This window comes from Halanaerobium saccharolyticum (assembly GCF_003259895.1).
Classification (GTDB): Bacteria; Bacillota; Halanaerobiia; order Halanaerobiales; family Halanaerobiaceae; genus Halanaerobium; species Halanaerobium saccharolyticum_A.
In genome coordinates this window covers 1-16,919 of sequence record NZ_QLME01000004.1, presented here as the reverse complement: position 1 = coordinate 16,919, position 16,919 = coordinate 1, and the positions used below count along the sequence as shown (strand labels likewise).

17 protein-coding genes are annotated in these 16,919 nt (G+C 34.1%); 6 read left to right on the top strand and 11 right to left on the bottom strand.

Annotation, left to right across the window (positions count from 1 at the left end; translation table 11 throughout):
• Positions 1-81: 81 nt before the first annotated feature.
• The 4 genes from C7958_RS04145 to C7958_RS04130 form a co-directional block, all read right to left on the bottom strand.
• Positions 82-879 carry an ABC transporter ATP-binding protein gene (locus C7958_RS04145; RefSeq protein WP_111571413.1) on the bottom strand — a complete coding sequence of 266 codons (798 nt, stop codon included), beginning with the start codon at positions 877-879 and terminating at the stop codon, positions 82-84.
• A 6-nt stretch (positions 880-885) separates the two neighbouring features.
• Positions 886-1,752 (bottom strand): ABC transporter permease, encoded by an 867-nt coding sequence (locus C7958_RS04140; protein ID WP_111571412.1) that lies wholly within the window; start codon positions 1,750-1,752, stop codon positions 886-888.
• 55 nt (positions 1,753-1,807) lie between these two features.
• Positions 1,808-2,785, bottom strand: a complete 978-nt coding sequence (locus C7958_RS04135; RefSeq protein WP_111571411.1) for an ABC transporter substrate-binding protein — start codon at positions 2,783-2,785, stop codon at positions 1,808-1,810.
• Between the two features lie 253 nt (positions 2,786-3,038).
• Positions 3,039-3,461 (bottom strand): HutP family protein, encoded by a 423-nt coding sequence (locus C7958_RS04130; protein WP_111571410.1) that lies wholly within the window; start codon positions 3,459-3,461, stop codon positions 3,039-3,041.
• 263 nt (positions 3,462-3,724) lie between these two features.
• Here C7958_RS04130 and C7958_RS04125 point away from each other — a divergent pair, with 263 nt between their 5' ends.
• Positions 3,725-4,285, top strand: a complete 561-nt coding sequence (locus C7958_RS04125; protein WP_111571409.1) for a manganese efflux pump MntP — start codon at positions 3,725-3,727, stop codon at positions 4,283-4,285.
• A 162-nt stretch (positions 4,286-4,447) separates the two neighbouring features.
• On the opposite strand, the gene rlmD is transcribed toward C7958_RS04125, so the two are convergent.
• Positions 4,448-5,614 (bottom strand): 23S rRNA (uracil(1939)-C(5))-methyltransferase RlmD, encoded by a 1,167-nt coding sequence (gene rlmD, locus C7958_RS04120; protein ID WP_111571408.1) that lies wholly within the window; start codon positions 5,612-5,614, stop codon positions 4,448-4,450.
• Between the two features lie 33 nt (positions 5,615-5,647).
• The gene (locus tag C7958_RS04115) at positions 5,648-6,973 is read right to left on the bottom strand and encodes a sodium-dependent transporter (protein WP_111571407.1); all 1,326 of its coding nucleotides are present in this window, start codon (positions 6,971-6,973) and stop codon (positions 5,648-5,650) included.
• Positions 6,974-7,417: 444 nt separating this feature from the next.
• Between C7958_RS04115 and C7958_RS04110 the strand changes: the two genes are divergently transcribed.
• The 3 genes from C7958_RS04110 to C7958_RS04100 all read left to right on the top strand — a co-directional run bounded on the left by C7958_RS04110 (position 7,418) and on the right by C7958_RS04100 (position 10,347).
• The gene (locus C7958_RS04110; RefSeq protein WP_111571406.1) at positions 7,418-8,887 is read left to right on the top strand and encodes a sodium-dependent transporter; all 1,470 of its coding nucleotides are present in this window, start codon (positions 7,418-7,420) and stop codon (positions 8,885-8,887) included.
• Positions 8,888-9,125: 238 nt separating this feature from the next.
• Positions 9,126-9,626 carry a nitroreductase family protein gene (locus C7958_RS04105; protein ID WP_111571405.1) on the top strand — a complete coding sequence of 167 codons (501 nt, stop codon included), beginning with the start codon at positions 9,126-9,128 and terminating at the stop codon, positions 9,624-9,626.
• 34 nt (positions 9,627-9,660) lie between these two features.
• On the top strand, positions 9,661-10,347 hold the full coding sequence (locus C7958_RS04100) for a PHP domain-containing protein (protein ID WP_111571404.1): 687 nt from the start codon (positions 9,661-9,663) through the stop codon (positions 10,345-10,347).
• Between the two features lie 119 nt (positions 10,348-10,466).
• Here C7958_RS04100 and C7958_RS04095 read toward each other — a convergent pair whose 3' ends face one another.
• Genes C7958_RS04095 through mnmH form a run of 5 tightly spaced genes read right to left on the bottom strand, consistent with a single transcriptional unit; the run spans position 10,467 to position 15,101 of the window.
• Positions 10,467-11,018 carry a hypothetical protein gene (locus C7958_RS04095; RefSeq protein ID WP_111571403.1) on the bottom strand — a complete coding sequence of 184 codons (552 nt, stop codon included), beginning with the start codon at positions 11,016-11,018 and terminating at the stop codon, positions 10,467-10,469.
• Positions 11,011-11,607, bottom strand: coding sequence for a hypothetical protein (locus tag C7958_RS04090; RefSeq protein ID WP_111571402.1), 597 nt, complete (start codon positions 11,605-11,607; stop codon positions 11,011-11,013). The genes C7958_RS04095 and C7958_RS04090 overlap by 8 nt, the downstream gene beginning before the upstream one ends.
• A gap of 47 nt (positions 11,608-11,654) precedes the next feature.
• Positions 11,655-12,659, bottom strand: a complete 1,005-nt coding sequence (locus C7958_RS04085; protein WP_111571401.1) for an RnfABCDGE type electron transport complex subunit D — start codon at positions 12,657-12,659, stop codon at positions 11,655-11,657.
• Positions 12,660-12,673: 14 nt separating this feature from the next.
• Positions 12,674-13,999: an electron transport complex subunit RsxC gene (gene rsxC, locus C7958_RS04080; protein ID WP_166668458.1), complete on the bottom strand. Its 1,326-nt coding sequence runs from the start codon at positions 13,997-13,999 to the stop codon at positions 12,674-12,676.
• 34 nt (positions 14,000-14,033) lie between these two features.
• Positions 14,034-15,101, bottom strand: a complete 1,068-nt coding sequence (gene mnmH / locus C7958_RS04075) for a tRNA 2-selenouridine(34) synthase MnmH (protein WP_111571399.1) — start codon at positions 15,099-15,101, stop codon at positions 14,034-14,036.
• A gap of 241 nt (positions 15,102-15,342) precedes the next feature.
• On the opposite strand from mnmH, the gene C7958_RS04070 reads away from it, so the two are divergent.
• Complete coding sequence (locus tag C7958_RS04070) at positions 15,343-16,188, top strand: Mrp/NBP35 family ATP-binding protein (protein ID WP_111571398.1); 846 nt, start codon at positions 15,343-15,345, stop codon at positions 16,186-16,188.
• A gap of 199 nt (positions 16,189-16,387) precedes the next feature.
• The gene (locus C7958_RS04065; RefSeq protein WP_111571397.1) at positions 16,388-16,756 is read left to right on the top strand and encodes a DUF5320 domain-containing protein; all 369 of its coding nucleotides are present in this window, start codon (positions 16,388-16,390) and stop codon (positions 16,754-16,756) included.
• Positions 16,757-16,919 lie beyond the last annotated feature (163 nt).

Sequence of the window (16,919 nt, the reverse complement as noted above, 5' to 3'; positions counted from 1 at the left end):
AATAATCAAAAAATAGACATTTTAAAATAAAAGGCTCCCTGTGTTATAAGGGAGCCTGAATAATCATATTGAAATTTTTTGTTAAACTGATAGTAACATCCGATCATTATTAAATTTACCACCGTGCTTGATTTCAAACATTTTGAGCAGTTTTTCTATTGTTAATTCTTCTTTTTCTTCAGCCTTAATATCATAAATAATCTGGCCGCCATCCATCATAATCAAACGGTTGCCCATTTTAATAGCATCTTCCATATTATGAGTAATCATTAATGTTGTAATATTATTTTCATTGACCAATTCTGCAGTTAAATTTTTAATTTTAATTGCTGTTGCAGGATCTAAAGCAGCTGTATGCTCATCCAATAATAACAGACGGGGATTAGCTACCGTCGCCATCAAAAGAGTTAAAGCCTGCCTCTGTCCACCAGATAGGAGCTTAACTTTTGTAGTTAGCCTTTTTTCTAGCCCTAGATCAATTTTTTCCAGGTGTTTACGCATGATTTCTCTCTTATGTTTGCTCAAACCCCATTTAAGAGAAAGATTATTGCTTTTAGAAATAGCCAGTGATAGATTTTCTTCGATTGTCATCTCAGGAGAAGTTCCAGCAAGTGGATTCTGAAAGACTCGCCCAATTTCCTGAGCACATTTGTATTCAGATTTTTTTGTGATATCTTCATTATCTAAAATTATAGTACCATTTTCAACTGGAAAAACTCCAGCAATAGAATTCAAAAGGGTTGATTTACCTGCTCCGTTACTACCTACTATTGTAATAAAATCTCCTTCATTGACAGTTAAATCAATTTTATTAATTGCTACATTCTCATTTGGAGTACCTTTATAAAATATTTTTTCTAAATTTTTGACTTTCAGCATTTTTTATCACCTCAATGCTTTTTTTATTCTTGGAGTTGATAGAAAAATAATAACCAGTATAGCTGTTAATAATTTCAAATCAGAAGCTGCAAGTCCCAGATTCAGGGCAATAGAAATACTAAAACGATAAAGAATAGAACCAATGATAACTCCAATAGTTGCAATCATAATTGATTTTTCTCCAATTACAACCTCACCAATAATAACGGAAGCCAGACCGGCTACAATTGTACCAACTCCCATATTTACATCTGCAAATCCCTGATACTGACCAACAAGTGCACCAGATAATGCAACTAGAGCGTTGGAAATTATTAATCCCAGCATTTTCATTGAATTGGTACTGATTCCCATACTTCTAATCATCTGTGGATTATCTCCAGTAGCTCTGAGAGCAAAACCAATCTGGGTATTTAAAAATGCATCCAGAACTAATTTAACAGCGACAATAATTAAAATTAATAAAAGCAGATTATTCCAGGGATAAGGAACACCAAGATCTCTAATAAAAGAAAAGATGGTATCTTTACCTATCAGTGGAATATTTGGTCTGCCCATGACCCTTAAATTAATAGAATATAAAGAAGTCATAGTTAAAATCCCGGATAGGAGAGGAGCAATTTTTAATTTAGTATTTAAAAACCCTGTAATTGCTCCAGCAAATCCACCGGCAATGATAGCTGCTCCCAGAGAAATAAAAGGATTCATTCCCATGGTTAATAATCTTGCCGAAACTGCAGCTCCTAAAGGGAGACTGCCGTCTACAGTAAGATCAGCAAAATCAAGAATTCTAAAAGATATAAATACACCCAGGGCCATGATCCCAAAGGCCAGGCCCTGTTCTAAAGACGTAATTGCAAAACTTAGATTCATAACACACCTCACACCATTTCTAAACTACATATTTTATTTAAAGTTATTCTAAATTTTATTCCTGTGTAATTTCTTCGTAAATTACATCAGCTCTATCTAAGACAGCAGCTGGAATTTCCAGGTTTAAATTTTCAGCAGCTTTTTTATTTAGATATAATTTCAATTGATCTGAAGATTCTACTGCCATTTCTGCAGGATCAGCACCATTTAAGACCCGGGCTGCCATTTTACCAGTTTGAACTCCTAATAAATTATAGTCAATTCCTAAAGTAGCAATTGAACCCTGTCTCACCTGCCCATTTTCTGATGCAAATACAGGGATATTATTTTGATTGGTAATATTTAAAACAGAAGGTAAAGCAGATACAATAATATTATCTGTAGGAACATAAATTGCATCAACATCTCCGATTAAGGATGAGGCAGCAAGACTAACTTCACTGCTGTTGCTGACTGTACCTTCATGCAAATTAATTCCCATTTCTGCTGTAGTTTCTTTTACCAGATCAACCTGGACAACAGAGTTTACTTCACCTGGATTATAAAGGACTCCCAGATCAGTTATTTCGGGAATAAATTCTTTAATTAATTCAATCTGTTGAGCAACCGGATTCATATCTGTAGTTCCAGTCAGGTTTCCACCTGGACGCTCCATGCTTGCAACTATACCTGCTTCTTCAGGATCAGTTACAGCAGTAAATAATACTGGTGTATCTGTAATTACATTTGCTGCAGCCTGAGCATTAGGAGTAGCAATTGTTAGTATCAAGTCAAGGTTATCCCCCTTAAACTGCTGAGCAATAGATTGAGCTGTGGCAAAATCAGCCTGTGCATTTTGTTCAATAAATTCGATGTTTTCTTCACTAAAGCCTGCTTCAGCAAGTCCCTTAATAAAACCTTCGCGTGCAGCATCTAAAGCAGGATGTTCCACAAATTGCGAAATACCTATTCTATACTCCTGGGCACCTGCAAAGCTGCTGATTAAGACTAAAAAAACTGTTAAAACAATTAAAATCGAAAAAGTCTTTTTCATTTTTTATTCCCCTTTCTAACTGGTAGTGGGGATAATAAAAAAACACTCCTGGTGGAGTGTTAAATTGCTCTTAGCTATTTAGCTTAAAATTAGGTAAAAATACCCCTTGTCTAAACAAATAGCTTTAGCTTCCCTACAAATTCTCCTACCGTATTACCATGCTACCAGTTATTTGATTTTCTTTATTATACTATTATATGTGTACCTTTGTCAACTTAATGAGCTAATATAAAGCAGTGATTTAATTAACAAATTAAGCCTCTTTATCAAGTAATGAACGGTGACTTAAACCAACAGTAACTTCATTTAAATTGAACATCCCAACTCCAAAAAAGACAGCAACAACTATATGTTCCCCACTGCGGGCAACACCAATTTTACCTCCGACATTTAAACCCATTGTTCTGGGCATAATCTGAGTAACTGCATCATGAGCTGCTCCAGCAACTGCTCCCTGGGCGACATGTGATTCGTCTATTATATTTTCACGTTTGGCAGCAATTACTGCTCTTTCAATGATTTCAGGAACAGATTTATTAAATTCACCACCAAAATCTACAGCAGCAGTATTTATCTCGTCAGCTGCAAACTCTTTTTTTAATTGTTTTTCTTCACTTCTAGTAGAAATAGCCATTTTAATAGCTGCTTTTGCAGTTTCTAAACTATTATGTTCCATAATTTTTCCTCCTCTGTAAGTGTTAACTTAATTATAGCAGAGATTTTAATTAAAGTGAAACTTCAACGTAAAATTGTATTTAATAATTTTTTATTCTTGTTCTAAAGTTTCAAATTTTCAGCCTGATGTTTTATTTTTATAATAAAAGTTGTGTTCTTAATTGCATCTTTAAGTTAGATAACTTATAATAAATAATAATGTATATAATTGATATTAATTACTAACTTATATAATTAAAAATATGTAATTAAAGTTTAATGAATATGGAGGGGTCTCAAATTAATATTTTATTAGTAGCACTGGCACTGGCTCTTGATGCAGCAGGAGTTACAATGGCAATTGGCTGTGGAACAAAGACAAATGCAGCAGAAAAACTTAAGGTAGTTTTTTCTTTTGGATTTTTTCAGTTTTTCTTTGCTCTGATGGGAGGATTATCCGGAAACTATATTGATCGTAATTTTTTTACCATCTCTAATTATTTTAGTGGTGCGGTGATTTTTCTGCTAGGAATTTTTCTGATCAGGGAAGGTTATAAAAACGGAGAAGAGTGTATCTACAGACGGCTCAGTTTCTGGACAGTTGTTGTGCTTGGAGTTAGTGTCAGTATTGATGCTCTGGGAGCAGGTTTTTCGCTTCTTTTTGATTTTGACTATGCATTGATTTTTCAGGATTCTCTGGTAATTGGTTTAATTGCTTCCATAATTACCGCAGCTGCATTTAGAATAGTAGTCTACATTAAACATATAGCATTAGTAGAAAAATATGCAGACTATGTTGGGGGCTTTATTTTATTGTTAATTGGGATTAACACTTTTTTTGCGTAAATATAAATTTGTATAAAAAAACCATCTGCCGCAGTTTTTAAATTATAGTTTAAGCTGCAGTAGATGGTTTTTAGTTAAATTATTAGATATTTGCTGCTAATATTTTTGGTTTCAGGTTATTTACTCATTTAATTTCAGAGATGAATCTAAACTTTCTTTAAACTAAACCTTCTTTAAAAGAGTAATTACTTCTAGATGTTTTGTATGAGGAAACATATCTACAGCTTTGAACTTTTCCAATTTGTAGTTATGTATTTCCAGTTCTTTTAAATCTCTGGCCAGACTTTTAGGATTACAGGAGATATATAAAATCTCGTCTGAATCTGCTGCAGCAATTTTAGCCAGAGCTTTAGGATTGATACCCGGTCTTGGTGGATCAATAATCAATAGATCGGGCTGTTGCTCTATATTATTAATTTCCTCCAGTACGTCTCCAGCAATATATTCTGTATTTTGTACATTATTCATTTCAGCATTTTCAGCTGCTCTTTCTGCAGCATCTGGATCAATTTCTATTCCATATATTTTTTCAGCATCAGCAGCGATAGACTGCGAAATGGTTCCGGCTCCACAATAAAGGTCATATACTATTTTGTCTTTAGCACTACCAATGTATTTTTCTGCCTCAGAATATAATAGTTCAGCTCCTTTTGTGTTGGTCTGAAAAAAAGAAAGAGAATCTATTTTAAACTTATTATTTAGCAGCTGATCATAAAAGTAATTGCGGCCGTGATAGATTTTCATTTCATCACAGCTTACCTGGTCCGAAAAATCATCATTGATAGTCTGCACAAATCCCACAAGTTTACCTTTTAAATTAAGAGCTTTTAACTTTTCAGTCAGGGAAGTAAAATCATGATCCTGCTGACTGGTAGTAATCAGGTTGGCTACAACTTCTCCAGTATTAATTCCTTTTCTAATTACTAAATTGCGCAAAAAACCCTCTCTTAATTTGACATGATATTTTTTAAATTCATTTACCCGACAGTATTCGATAATAGTACTTAAAATATCTCTAAAATCCTGATCAACTAATAAGCATTGGTCAACTGTAATTACATCAAACATTCTGCCCCGGGGATGCATTCCCAACTGCAGCTTACCACCTTTTTCTAGATCTCCAAAACTGAATTCCATATTATTTCGGTATTCATATATCTCAGGACTTGCCAGAATTCCTTCAAAATTATCAACTTCTATTTCTTTTTCCTTAAAAATGTCTAACAACGTATTTTTTTTATTTTCGAGCTGATCAGAATAGGGAACTTCCTGTATTGAGCAACCTCCACAGCGATCATAATGAACACATAAATCTTTGTTTTTTACCAAATTTGAACCTCCTAAAATTTATTAAAGCAATAATTAAATTGTCTGATAGATATTAAAGAGCATGATAAATAAAACAGCTGTCGGTACAATATATTTTAACAGTATAGTATAGATATTTCCAATTTCAAAGCGGCTGTTTTTATTTGCTTCTTTAACTGCATTTTTGCTGCCCCAGATGTGGCCAACAAAGATAGAAGTTAAAATACCTCCTGTTGGCAGAAAAATTGAGTTAGAAAACCAGTCATAAGTATCAAGTACATCCATTCCTAAAAAGCTGAAATTAGAAAACGAACTGTAGCCCAAAAGTGATGGAATTCCAATTAAAAAGATCAAAAAGCCCATTAAATAGGAAGCTTTTTTTCTTTTCCATTCGTACTCATCAACTAAAAAAGCAACTACCACTTCAAGCATTGAGATTGAAGAGGTTAGGGCTGCAATTGTCAGCAGCATAAAGAAAATTAATGAGAAAAATGTTCCAAAGGGCATCTGAGTAAAAACTGCCGGCAGAGTAATAAAGGTTAAGCCAGGTCCCGATGCCGGATCAAGACCAAAAGCAAAAACTGCAGGGAAAATTGCAAAACCAGCCAGTAAAGCTACAGCTGTATCAAAAATTAAAACATAGCCTGCACTTTCACTAATACTTTCTTTTTTGCTTAAATAACTACCATAAGTTATCATAGCTCCCATGCCCAGACTCAGGGTGAAAAACGCTTGTGAGATTGCGTCAGCAAAGGTCTGAAAGTCAATTGCTGAAAAATCAGGTTTTAAATAAAAACTTAAACCTGCTGCAGCTCCTTCCAGAGTTACAGAACGAATGATTAATAAAAAGATAATGCCAAATAAAATCGGCATTAAAACTTTAACCAGCTTCTGAATTCCATTAACGACTCCAGCCCCAATAACAGCAATTGTTAAAAACATGAAAATTCCGTGCCACAGAATTGGTTCAGTAAAACTGCTGATATGACTAGAAAATATTGCTGGGAAATTACTTTCAGCAGTAAAACTTAAAGACTTAAAAATATAGGACATACCCCACCCGGCCACAACAGAATAATAACTCAAAATTACAAAACCTGATAAGACACCAAGTGCTCCGACCAGTGGCCAGGCAGAATTAGGTGCCATTTTTTTAAAAGCACCAATCGGATTTTTAGAAGTGATTCTTCCCAGTGACATTTCCGAAACTAAAATTGGATAACCAATAAATAAAATTGCAGCTAGATAGATTAAAATAAAAATTGCGCCCCCATTAGTTCCAGTAATAAATGGGAAACGCCAGATATTGCCCAGACCAATAGCAGATCCAGAGGCAGCCAGAATAAAACCCAATCTGGAAGTCCAATTTTCTCTTTCCATAAATAAATCCCCCCTTGTTATTTCGTTTATAATATTTACTTTTGCCTGTTTATTTTATCATATTAGAGCTCAGGCATCAATTTCTAAATCCCACTTTTATTTTACACTAACATCCCAATTCAACAATGGTAGTATTTGTAAAATGATAAAATTAACTCTGAGATATGAAAACGATTAAGTAAAGTTAAATACATTTAATTGTTTTTTCTCATAAAAGCTGGAAATCATTCTATATATTTGTTATAATACATTCAACCTGAATAGATGAGTTGAGAATAGTATATAATCTTTATTAAAGTAATAAGTTGTTTAGCAGGAGAATTTAGATTATATTGAGCTGAGATTTAGGTGATATTTTAAGTAATTTTTAAAAAGATTAGCTGAGCCAGAGATATCAGGAAAAAATAAATTGAGTAGTAAAGAAGAGAGAGGGAGGAAAGTAAAATGGAACAACGTGATCAATGGGGAAGTAGAGTTGGTTTTGTTTTAGCAACAATTGGTTCAGCAGTGGGACTTGGTAATATCTGGCGTTTTGCCTATATGGCCTACGAAAATGGTGGGGGTGCCTTTTTATTTCCCTACATTTTTGCTCTGCTGACAGCAGGTATACCTCTGTTACTGCTGGAAATGGGTTTTGGATTTTTCACCAGAACTTCAGCACCAAGTGCATTTCGTAAAGTTGGAAAAAAGTTTGAATGGATAGGCTGGTGGTCTGTACTGGTTGCCTTTACAGTTACAGTCTATTACATTGTTATTATTGCCTGGAGTTTGTTATTTGTTTTCAAATCATTTAATCTGGGCTGGACTACCAATCCTGAAACTTATTTCTTTGGTGAGTTTCTTCAGTTTTCAGGTAGTGCCTTTAATTTAGGTGGGGTTCAATGGCCTATCTTCTTTGCCTTAATTGCAATCTGGGCAATAAATTATACTATTATTGCTGGAGGAGTACAAAAAGGTATAGAAAAAGCAAGTAAAATATTTATGCCTTTACTTGCAGGAATGCTTTTAATTATTGTATTTAGAGGTATAACTTTACCAGGTTCCATGGAGGGAATTAGAGCATTTTTAACACCAGATTTCAGCAGAATTTTTGATTTAGGTATCTGGATTGATGCTTATGGTCAAATATTCTTTACCTTAAGTCTTGGTTTTGGAATTATGATTGCCTATTCAAGTTATCTGCCTAAAAAATCGGATGTTATTAAAAATGGTATCATTGCTGCTTTTGCAGATGCTGCCTTCAGTATTATTACCGGTATCGGTGTATTTGGTGTTTTAGGTTATATGGCTGTAGAACAGGGTGTAGGTATTGCAGATGTTGCTACCTCTGGTATTGGATTAGCTTTTATTGCTTTTCCACAGGCAATTAACTTATTACCAGCTCTGCCACAGCTATTTGGATTAATATTCTTCTTATCCTTAACAGTTGCTGGTCTTTCTTCAAGTGTTTCTTTAATTGAATCAGTGGTTTCATCCTTAATTGATAACTTTAGTTTAAGCCGTAAAAAGGCTGTTACAATAGTTTCAATTGTAGGATTTTTAATGGGATTACCGATGGTGACTCAGGGTGGTCTGGCAATTTTAGATATTTTTGATCACTTTGTTAATATCTTTGGTCTCTTAACAGTTGGTTTTGTGGAAATGCTTGTTTTAAGTTATGCTTTTGATTTAGATAAGATTAAAGATAATATGAACCCAAGTTCTGATCTGCAGGTTGGACCAACCTGGAAGGCTATGGTTAAGTTTGTTAGTCCAGTTTTAATTGGTATTGGTTTAATTCAGAATGTAATTTCTGAGTTTGCTACTGTCTATGGCGGTTATCCTTTAGCTGAGGTTATTACATTTGGCTGGTTAGCTGTAGCTTTAGTACTACTTGTTGCAATTTATCTTGGCAAAAAAGAAAGAACTGTATAAGTAGTTTAGGCTTTTGAATTAATTTTGAAAATCAATTGCTTAAATTAAGTATATAATTTAATAATGAGAAAAAGAAGGCTGACTTTAATATTTTGATATTGGAGTTGGTCTTTTTTTGAACTATTACTTCTTTATACTGTATAATTATTTATGGAATTGATATTAGGAAATCTTTACTTTTAGTATACTTAAGTTTATTTTTAAAATTTTATTTAAAGATGAGAAGGAGGAATTACTAATGAAAGAAATTTTTGAACGCAGAAGTATTAGAAAATATAAGAATCAAGAAGTAGAAGCAGAGAAAATAAAAAAATTATTAGAAGCAGCTGTAGCGGCTCCTTCAGCAGGTAATGAACAGCCCTGGCATTTTATTGTGATTAAAGATAAAAAACGTCTTAATCAGCTGGCTGAAATTCATCCTTATGCCAAAATGTTAAAAGAGGCACCACTGGCAATTGCAGTCTGTGCAGATCTAAATAAGCAAAAATATGATGGTTTCTGGGTTCAGGACTGTTCAGCAGCAACTCAAAATATTTTACTGGAGGCTGTTTCTTTGGATCTTGGCGCAGTCTGGATTGGCTGTCATCCGGCTGAAGATAGGGAAAAAGCAATAAGTGAGTATTTAGAAGCACCTGAGAATGTAAAAACACTTTCTTTAATTTCAGTTGGTTATCCCGCTGAAGAAAAAGGAAAAGTTGATAGGTTAAGTGATGAGATTATTCATCAGGAAAAATGGTAAATAATTTAGAATGCTAAGCTAGAGGAGTAAATTTATGAAAAAATATAAAATCGAACTTCATGCCCACAGTGCTGAAACCAGCCGCTGTGGGTCAATTGGAGCAGAAGAAATGGTAAAAAAATATGATGAGGCTGGCTATAGTGCCTTAGTTTTAACCGATCATTATTATGCTCGCTTTTTTGAGGAAATATCTTATTTAAGCTGGAAAGATCAACTGGAAAATTATTTAAAAGGTTATCAGACTGCCTGTGAGGCTGCGAAAAATTTGGATTTTAAAGTTTTTCTGGGACTTGAGATTAAATTTGGTGATGATCCAAATGAATATCTGATTTATGGATTAAATAAAGATTTTTTGTTTAAACACCCCAATTTGTATCAGCTTTCTTTAGAAGAATTTAGAACTTTAACTGTAGATCAAAAAGACGAAGTATTAGTCTTTCAGGCTCATCCATTTCGACCGGGAATGGCTCCTGTATCTAATGCTCTGTTGGATGGTCTGGAAGTCTATAATGGTAATCCGCGCCATGATTCACAAAATGATAAAGCATTGTGTTATGCAAAAAAACATGAATTAAAAATGATTTCTGGATCTGATTTTCATGAGGAGGAAGATTTAGCAAGAGGAGGAATTGCTGCCGCGGGGCTGCCATCAGATATGAGGGAGCTCTGTTCTCTGCTTAGAAGTGGAGAGTATGATCTGATAAAGGATGGGATAATATAAAAATATAAAATAACCTTAAAGTTTTTTAAGGCTCGACTTTAATAAAATTTTAAAATAATCATTAAATAATCATTAAAAAGCAGACAGATTAAAATTTAATATCTGTCTGCTTAAATATTCTATAAAAAATCAAAACCGGACATTACAGCACTTAAAAAAGCAAGAACTAAAAATAGGGTGTATTCTTTGTGAAAAATTTTCTTACTTTCTTTAAGATCCAGCTGCTCTTTTATAGCAGCAATAACAATAAAAATAAGATAAATGGTTGTCAGAGCTGCTGCTAAAATAATTAAATCCTGATAATTATAATTTGTTCTTTCTATAATATTAAACTGTAATGATAATAAAGCCGGGAGAGCAATAAATTCTCTTTTTATACCCGCGATCCAATTTCCCTGCAGTAGATTTCCAGTTTTTATTAATTTAACTGCAATCAGCGAGTTCAAGAAATAAATAGCCGGCAGTAGAAAGGCAGCTGAACTGAGATAATAAGAAAAAATCCAGGCAGATACTGTACTAAAGGCCATAGCACCTGTGATAACCAACCCATCTTTAAAAGCTGCTCTAAGTTTTGGTGTCTCTACGATGATCAGCAGTACTGCTGTAAAAGAGATCAAAACTGTATTATTATTTAAAAGCTGATCCCAGAAAAGCAAAATTATTTTACTCATATTTTACCCCACTTTCCAATTCAGCATCATTAGCAGTTCTTTTTTCTAATTTGAATTTGTTGATGATTATTTCATAAATAAAAGCTACCAGACCCAGTATTAAAAAGGCTCCCGGGGGATTTGCAGCCAGTGAGAGAGGTGGTTCTGTAAATATTTGATAGTTTAAAATACTACCTTGACCAAGCAGCTCTCTTAAAAGTGAAACTGCAAGCATTAAATCAAAAAATAAAGTATGGTTAATTATAAAATTAACTAAACTTCTATTTTTAAGTTCAGCATAAAGCAGAGGTGTAACTCCAATTAAAATAAAATAATAGTTAAAATATTCTACCTGACTTTTAAAAATTTGCGGCAGCAGTGCATAAAGGAAATAAGAAATTCCAAGACCTGTACCCCAGAGAATTATCTCGCCTGTTTTTTTCTGAAAAAAATCTTCAAATTGTAAATAAATAATTTTAATAACTGCTGCTGAAAAACTAAGTGTTAGAGTAAAAATAAGAGCAAAAAAGACTCCGTTTCCTGTCCCTGTAAGTAGAGCAAGTAAGCCTAAAAGACTTATTTTATTTACCAGGCTCAAATTATTATTCATTTAATCATTCTCCTTTCTAACTATTTTTTATATTATCTTATTTATTTTTAAGAAATTAATAGAGAAAAATAACTAAATAAAACTATTATTACTGCAGCAATAACAGCAGCTCCAATGATTTTATAGTTTATTTTTCGAATTTGATACTGACCATAGTGGAAGCCTTCAAATAAATGATCAAATAAATAGGAGAGACTATTCATTGTTAAAATTGCAAAAGTAACTCCACCGCTGTAGCTGGAAAAATAGCGAATCAGGACAGTTAAAGCTCCACAGCCAGCTCCAAAGAACAATCTACCTTCTTTAGCAGCAGGGGATGTGACCATATCTGTTGCCATAAAAAACGCTCCTAAAATAACAGCACCAGAAAAAATACTTAAAGCCGGGTTAACTCCCAGTAAGGCTGAGGTAATAATTACTGCTGTTATAAAAGCCCCGGGGATTCTCCAGTCTATATAACCTTTATAATATAAAAAGGCTGCACCAATTAATAATGCCAGAGCAGATGTTTCTCCAATAGCCCCAGGTATATTTCCGCTAAATAAATTCCAGAGTCCACTGAGACCATTTTCGCTGAGATAAGTATAAGAAGAATCGGCTGCTCGCTGGGCCAGGGGTGTAGCTCCGGCAACTGCATCAAAGGGTGCAGGCCAGCTGCTAAAATGACTGGCAAAAGAAATCCTGATAACTGCTCTACCGGCCAGAGCTGGATTAAAGATATTATTTCCCAGACCACCAAAAAGCTGTTTAGCAACGATTATTGAAAAAAATGCCCCAACTAAAGGCAGCCAGAAAGGGGAGTCAGCAGGAATACTCATTCCTAAAAGCATTCCGGTTACAAAAGCACTGCCATCACCCGGAAATTTTTTAGTAAAAGGATATTCTAATAAAGCTGAAAATACTGCAGTTGAAAAAATTAAAAAGAGTGCATAATAACCAAAAAATACCGCTGCGGCTGCAGCTGCTGGTATTAAAGCCAGCACAACATTCCACATTGTTTTTTCTATTGTATCATCTGTTCCAATATGAGGACCAGAAAGTTTTAAATTCATTTAGGCCACCTCCATTAATTATTTCTTTTTCTTACTCGCGCTTTACCTTCTCTTAACCATCTGAGCAGCGGCCTGCCGGCAGGACAGACATAGGCACAGCTTCCACATTCTATACAGCTGGCAAGACTTAAAGCTTCAGCTTCTTCTAAATAATCATTATTTATAAAATCAGTAATTCTATTGGGAGTAATATAAACAGGACATGCATCAACACATTTAGCACAGCGAATACAGACCCTGCTTTCATATTCCTTATATTCAGCCTCTGATAATACAATTATTCCAAACCCTGTTTTAGAAACTGGAATTTTTGTACTCTCAGCTCTAAATCCGGTCATTGTTCCTCCAATTATTAAAATACTTTTCTTAGAAACTAAACCACCACAGTAATCAATTAATTCTTTAATTGGAGTTCCCAGCGGCACAATCAGGTTTTTAGGATTTTTAATACCATATCCACTTACAGAAACTATTCTATCAACTACAGGCTGCTGCTCATCTACAGCCTCTGCAACAGCAACTGCAGTCTGAACATTATTTACTATGACTCCAACTTCCATGGGCAATTCGCCTTCTGGAATTTCTCGATTCAAACAGGCTTCAATCAGCATTTTTTCTGCCCCATGAGGATAAAGTGAATCCACAATCTGATAATTTAACTCAGGCCAATTTTGGGATTCAGCAGCTAATTTTTTGATTGCATTTTTTTTATTTTCCTCACAAACAATAAAGCCGTTTTCTGCTCCAACTGCTTTTTTAATCAGTTCCAGGCCTCTAAAAATTTTAGCTGTTTTTTCCTGCATTGTCCGATCATCAACAGCAATATAAGGTTCAGATTCGGAACCATTAATAATTATAGTATCAATGGGCTTATCTGCAGGTGGTGATAATTTGATATGAGTAGGAAATCCAGCCCCACCCATTCCAATAATACCTGAGTTTTTAATAATCTCTCGTATTTCTTCAGCACTTTTTTCTTTTTTGTTTTTTAATGAAAAATCTATCCTTTTAAATTCTGAATTTTGGTCTCTTTTGATAATGATAGCCTCTGATTTTCCCCCCATGCCATCAGGTATTTCTTTAATATCCAGAATTTCTCCTGAAACACTGGCGTGGAGTCTGGCGGAAACTCCCTCCTGTTCTTCTACAATACACTGGCCCCTTTTAACATAATCACCTTTGTTAACAATTATTTTACCAGGTCGACCAATATGCTGTTTGACAGGTAAATAAACAACCTCTGGCAGTGGTAATTCTTCAATTTGTAAATCAGTATTTAATTCTTCTCGAGGAGGGATTTCAATTCCTCCCATAGAAGAGAATTTAATTTCATCAGACATTTTAATCAGCTCCTGTATTTTAATAAAACACCTACTAAATTTGATAGAGATTTTTAATTTTAAGGGCTGCTCTTTTGATATCTTCAGCCTGGATTTCAGCTCTATAATTATTAACTTTATTTTGAGAATGTTCATACATTGGATCATAATACTCTTCTAAAAGTAATTTAGTTAATTCTTTAAAGTTAGCTGCTTCAGCCAGTTCTAAAAGCTTATAATAAGAATTTTTACCAGCTTTTTTGATTATATATTTTTTTATTGCTGTTAAAGATTCTAAAACTCTTTCAATAAATTCCTGCTGATTACTTTCTATGTCTTTTATATATTCTAGATAAATATTTTCTACCCTTTTTTTCATCGAAGCTGTAATCAGTAAATCATCACCAGCTTTCATATTCTGGTTAAAAAACTCTGGAATTACGGAATGTCCAACTCTTCTACTTTCAGCTTCTACAAAAATAAAGTCATTTTTTTGATCTTTATTCTTTAATTTATTCCAGAGTAGAGATTCAAAATATTTTTGATTATATGGTTTCTGAAGTCCAATACTGCCGAAAGCTGATCCCCGGTGGTTGGCAATTCCTTCTAAGTCAATAATATTTGCTCCCAGTTTTTCTAATTCTTTTAAAATATAGGTTTTACCGACACCAGTATTACCGTGGAGAACAACTATTTTTCCTTTGAATTTATAGTTTTCAAGTTGATCCATAATATAATGACGGTAATTTTTATAGCCCCCCTCTAATCTGTAAACTTCAATTCCTGCCAGATCAGAAAACTCAGCCAGACTTTTACTGCGAAGTCCACCGCGGGAACAAAATATAATTAGATTATCATAATTTTGAGCAAGCTGATTAACTTCTGCAATTAAATCTGGAATTTTTGGAGAAACTAATTCAACTCCTTTTAACTTTGCTTTTTTGGGACTCTGATGTTTATAAATAGTACCAATAATTTTTCTTTCGTCGTGATTAAGTAATTCTATATTAACTGCACCCGGGATTGTAGCTTCCTGATATTCAGTTTTAGTTCTGGCGTCGATATAGATGCTATTTTTTAATTTTAGACTTTCCTGGTAAGTGATTAATCTTTCTTTTCTCATTTATTTACACCCTTTGATAAAATTATTAATGGATTAGATATTAGTTAGCTTAAATTGAGTTCATTAGCTGAACAAAATAAATTGTCTTGTATATTATTCTATCCTAAAATGAAGTAAAATGAAAATCTATAATAAAAAAAATTAGACGTAAGTTTGCTACTTGAATTGGAAATAAAAAAGTGTTATAGTTAAAACAGTTAAATGAACAAATGACCATAATATATAATGAGGTGATTATTTAATGTATGATGTTAAAGAAAAGAAAGCACAATTAGAACACGGCTCAATCAATAAGGGAATTATTGCTGTAGCAAGTGGCAAGGGTGGAGTAGGAAAATCTACTGTTACTGTCAATCTTGCAACTGCCCTGGCAGAATTGGGATATAAAGTTGGAATTATAGATGCAGATGTAAGAGGTTTTAGTGTTCCTCGCATTCTGGGAGTTACCGATAAACCCAGAGCAGTTAGTGAAAAGGAAATCATTCCTCCAGAAGTTAATGGAATTAAGGCAATTTCTATGGGATCTTTTGTGGGAGAAAATGAACCAGTGATCTGGCGTGCACCACTGCTTGCCGGAGCACTAGAACAGTTTTTTAAAGATGTACGCTGGGGTGAATTAGATTACATGCTGATTGATTTACCTCCAGGAACAGGAGATATGCCCTTAAATATTATGCAGAAGGTCCCTCATGCTGAAACTTTAGTTGTCACTACTCCACAGATAACAGCAACTAAGGTAGCAGGCAGAATTGGAGCCATGGCAGATAAGATGGAGCATAAGATCATTGGAGTAGTAGAAAATATGGCCTATTATAAGTGTCCTGAATGTGGACATAAAGACTACATTTTTGGGGAAAATGGAGGCCAGGATTTAGCAGACTTCATGAAAACAGAATTGCTTGGTCAGCTGCCTTTAATTTCGGAAGTTCGACGCCGCAGTGATTCTGGAAAACCAATTGTTTTTGATGAACCAGAAGCTGAAATTTCTAGAGAATTTATCAAAATTGCAAAACGTCTTGCTGAAAGAGAAACTGGTTTTGATGAAAATGTTGAGCCACTCAAATTAAATATGAATCCAGAACATTAGTGAAAAATAACATTTAGTACCGGGTACTTGTAAAAAATTGATAAATAAATTTTATTCTAAATTACAATTTTTTACAAGTACCCGGTACTAAAGCAAAAATTTTTTCTTGATTATTGACATATGTCCAAAACAAGAGTATAATGCAATTACAAGATAAAGAGCATATGTTCAATATTATTAAAATAAGGAGTGATTGATTATGCCAGTAGGATTTAGAAGAGGTCCAGAAGTTAGTGGTCCAATGCCAGGAAGAGGATTAGGTTGTTGTACAGGAAATGGCCAGACGGGATATACAGCTGATGTTGTATCCAATCGAGCAGGAAGAGGATTTAAAAATGATCCAGGGTTTGGTTCTGGTCATGGCAGAAAATGTGGGAAAATTTATGGAGGTGCTGCACTTCACGGTGGAAGATCTCATCATAGATCTGCTAAGAACAATGAAGCAGTAGAATTTAACAGCTCTGAATGCAGGGAGCGTGAAATAACAAGATTAGAAAATCTGGCCAATACTCTTACTAGTGAGTTGGAAATTGTGAAAAGAGAAATTGACAGACTAAAAAATAATTAGATATAAATTTTATACTCATAACTTGAGGGCTTCCAGCAGTGGAGCCCTTTTATGTTTGCCTGGCATGAATATTTGCTAGTCAGTGAAAGTCTGATGTGGGGGTTAATAGTACCAACCACTAGCTGAAGACAAGGGTGTCCATCGTGAGGTGGAATCTGAAGGA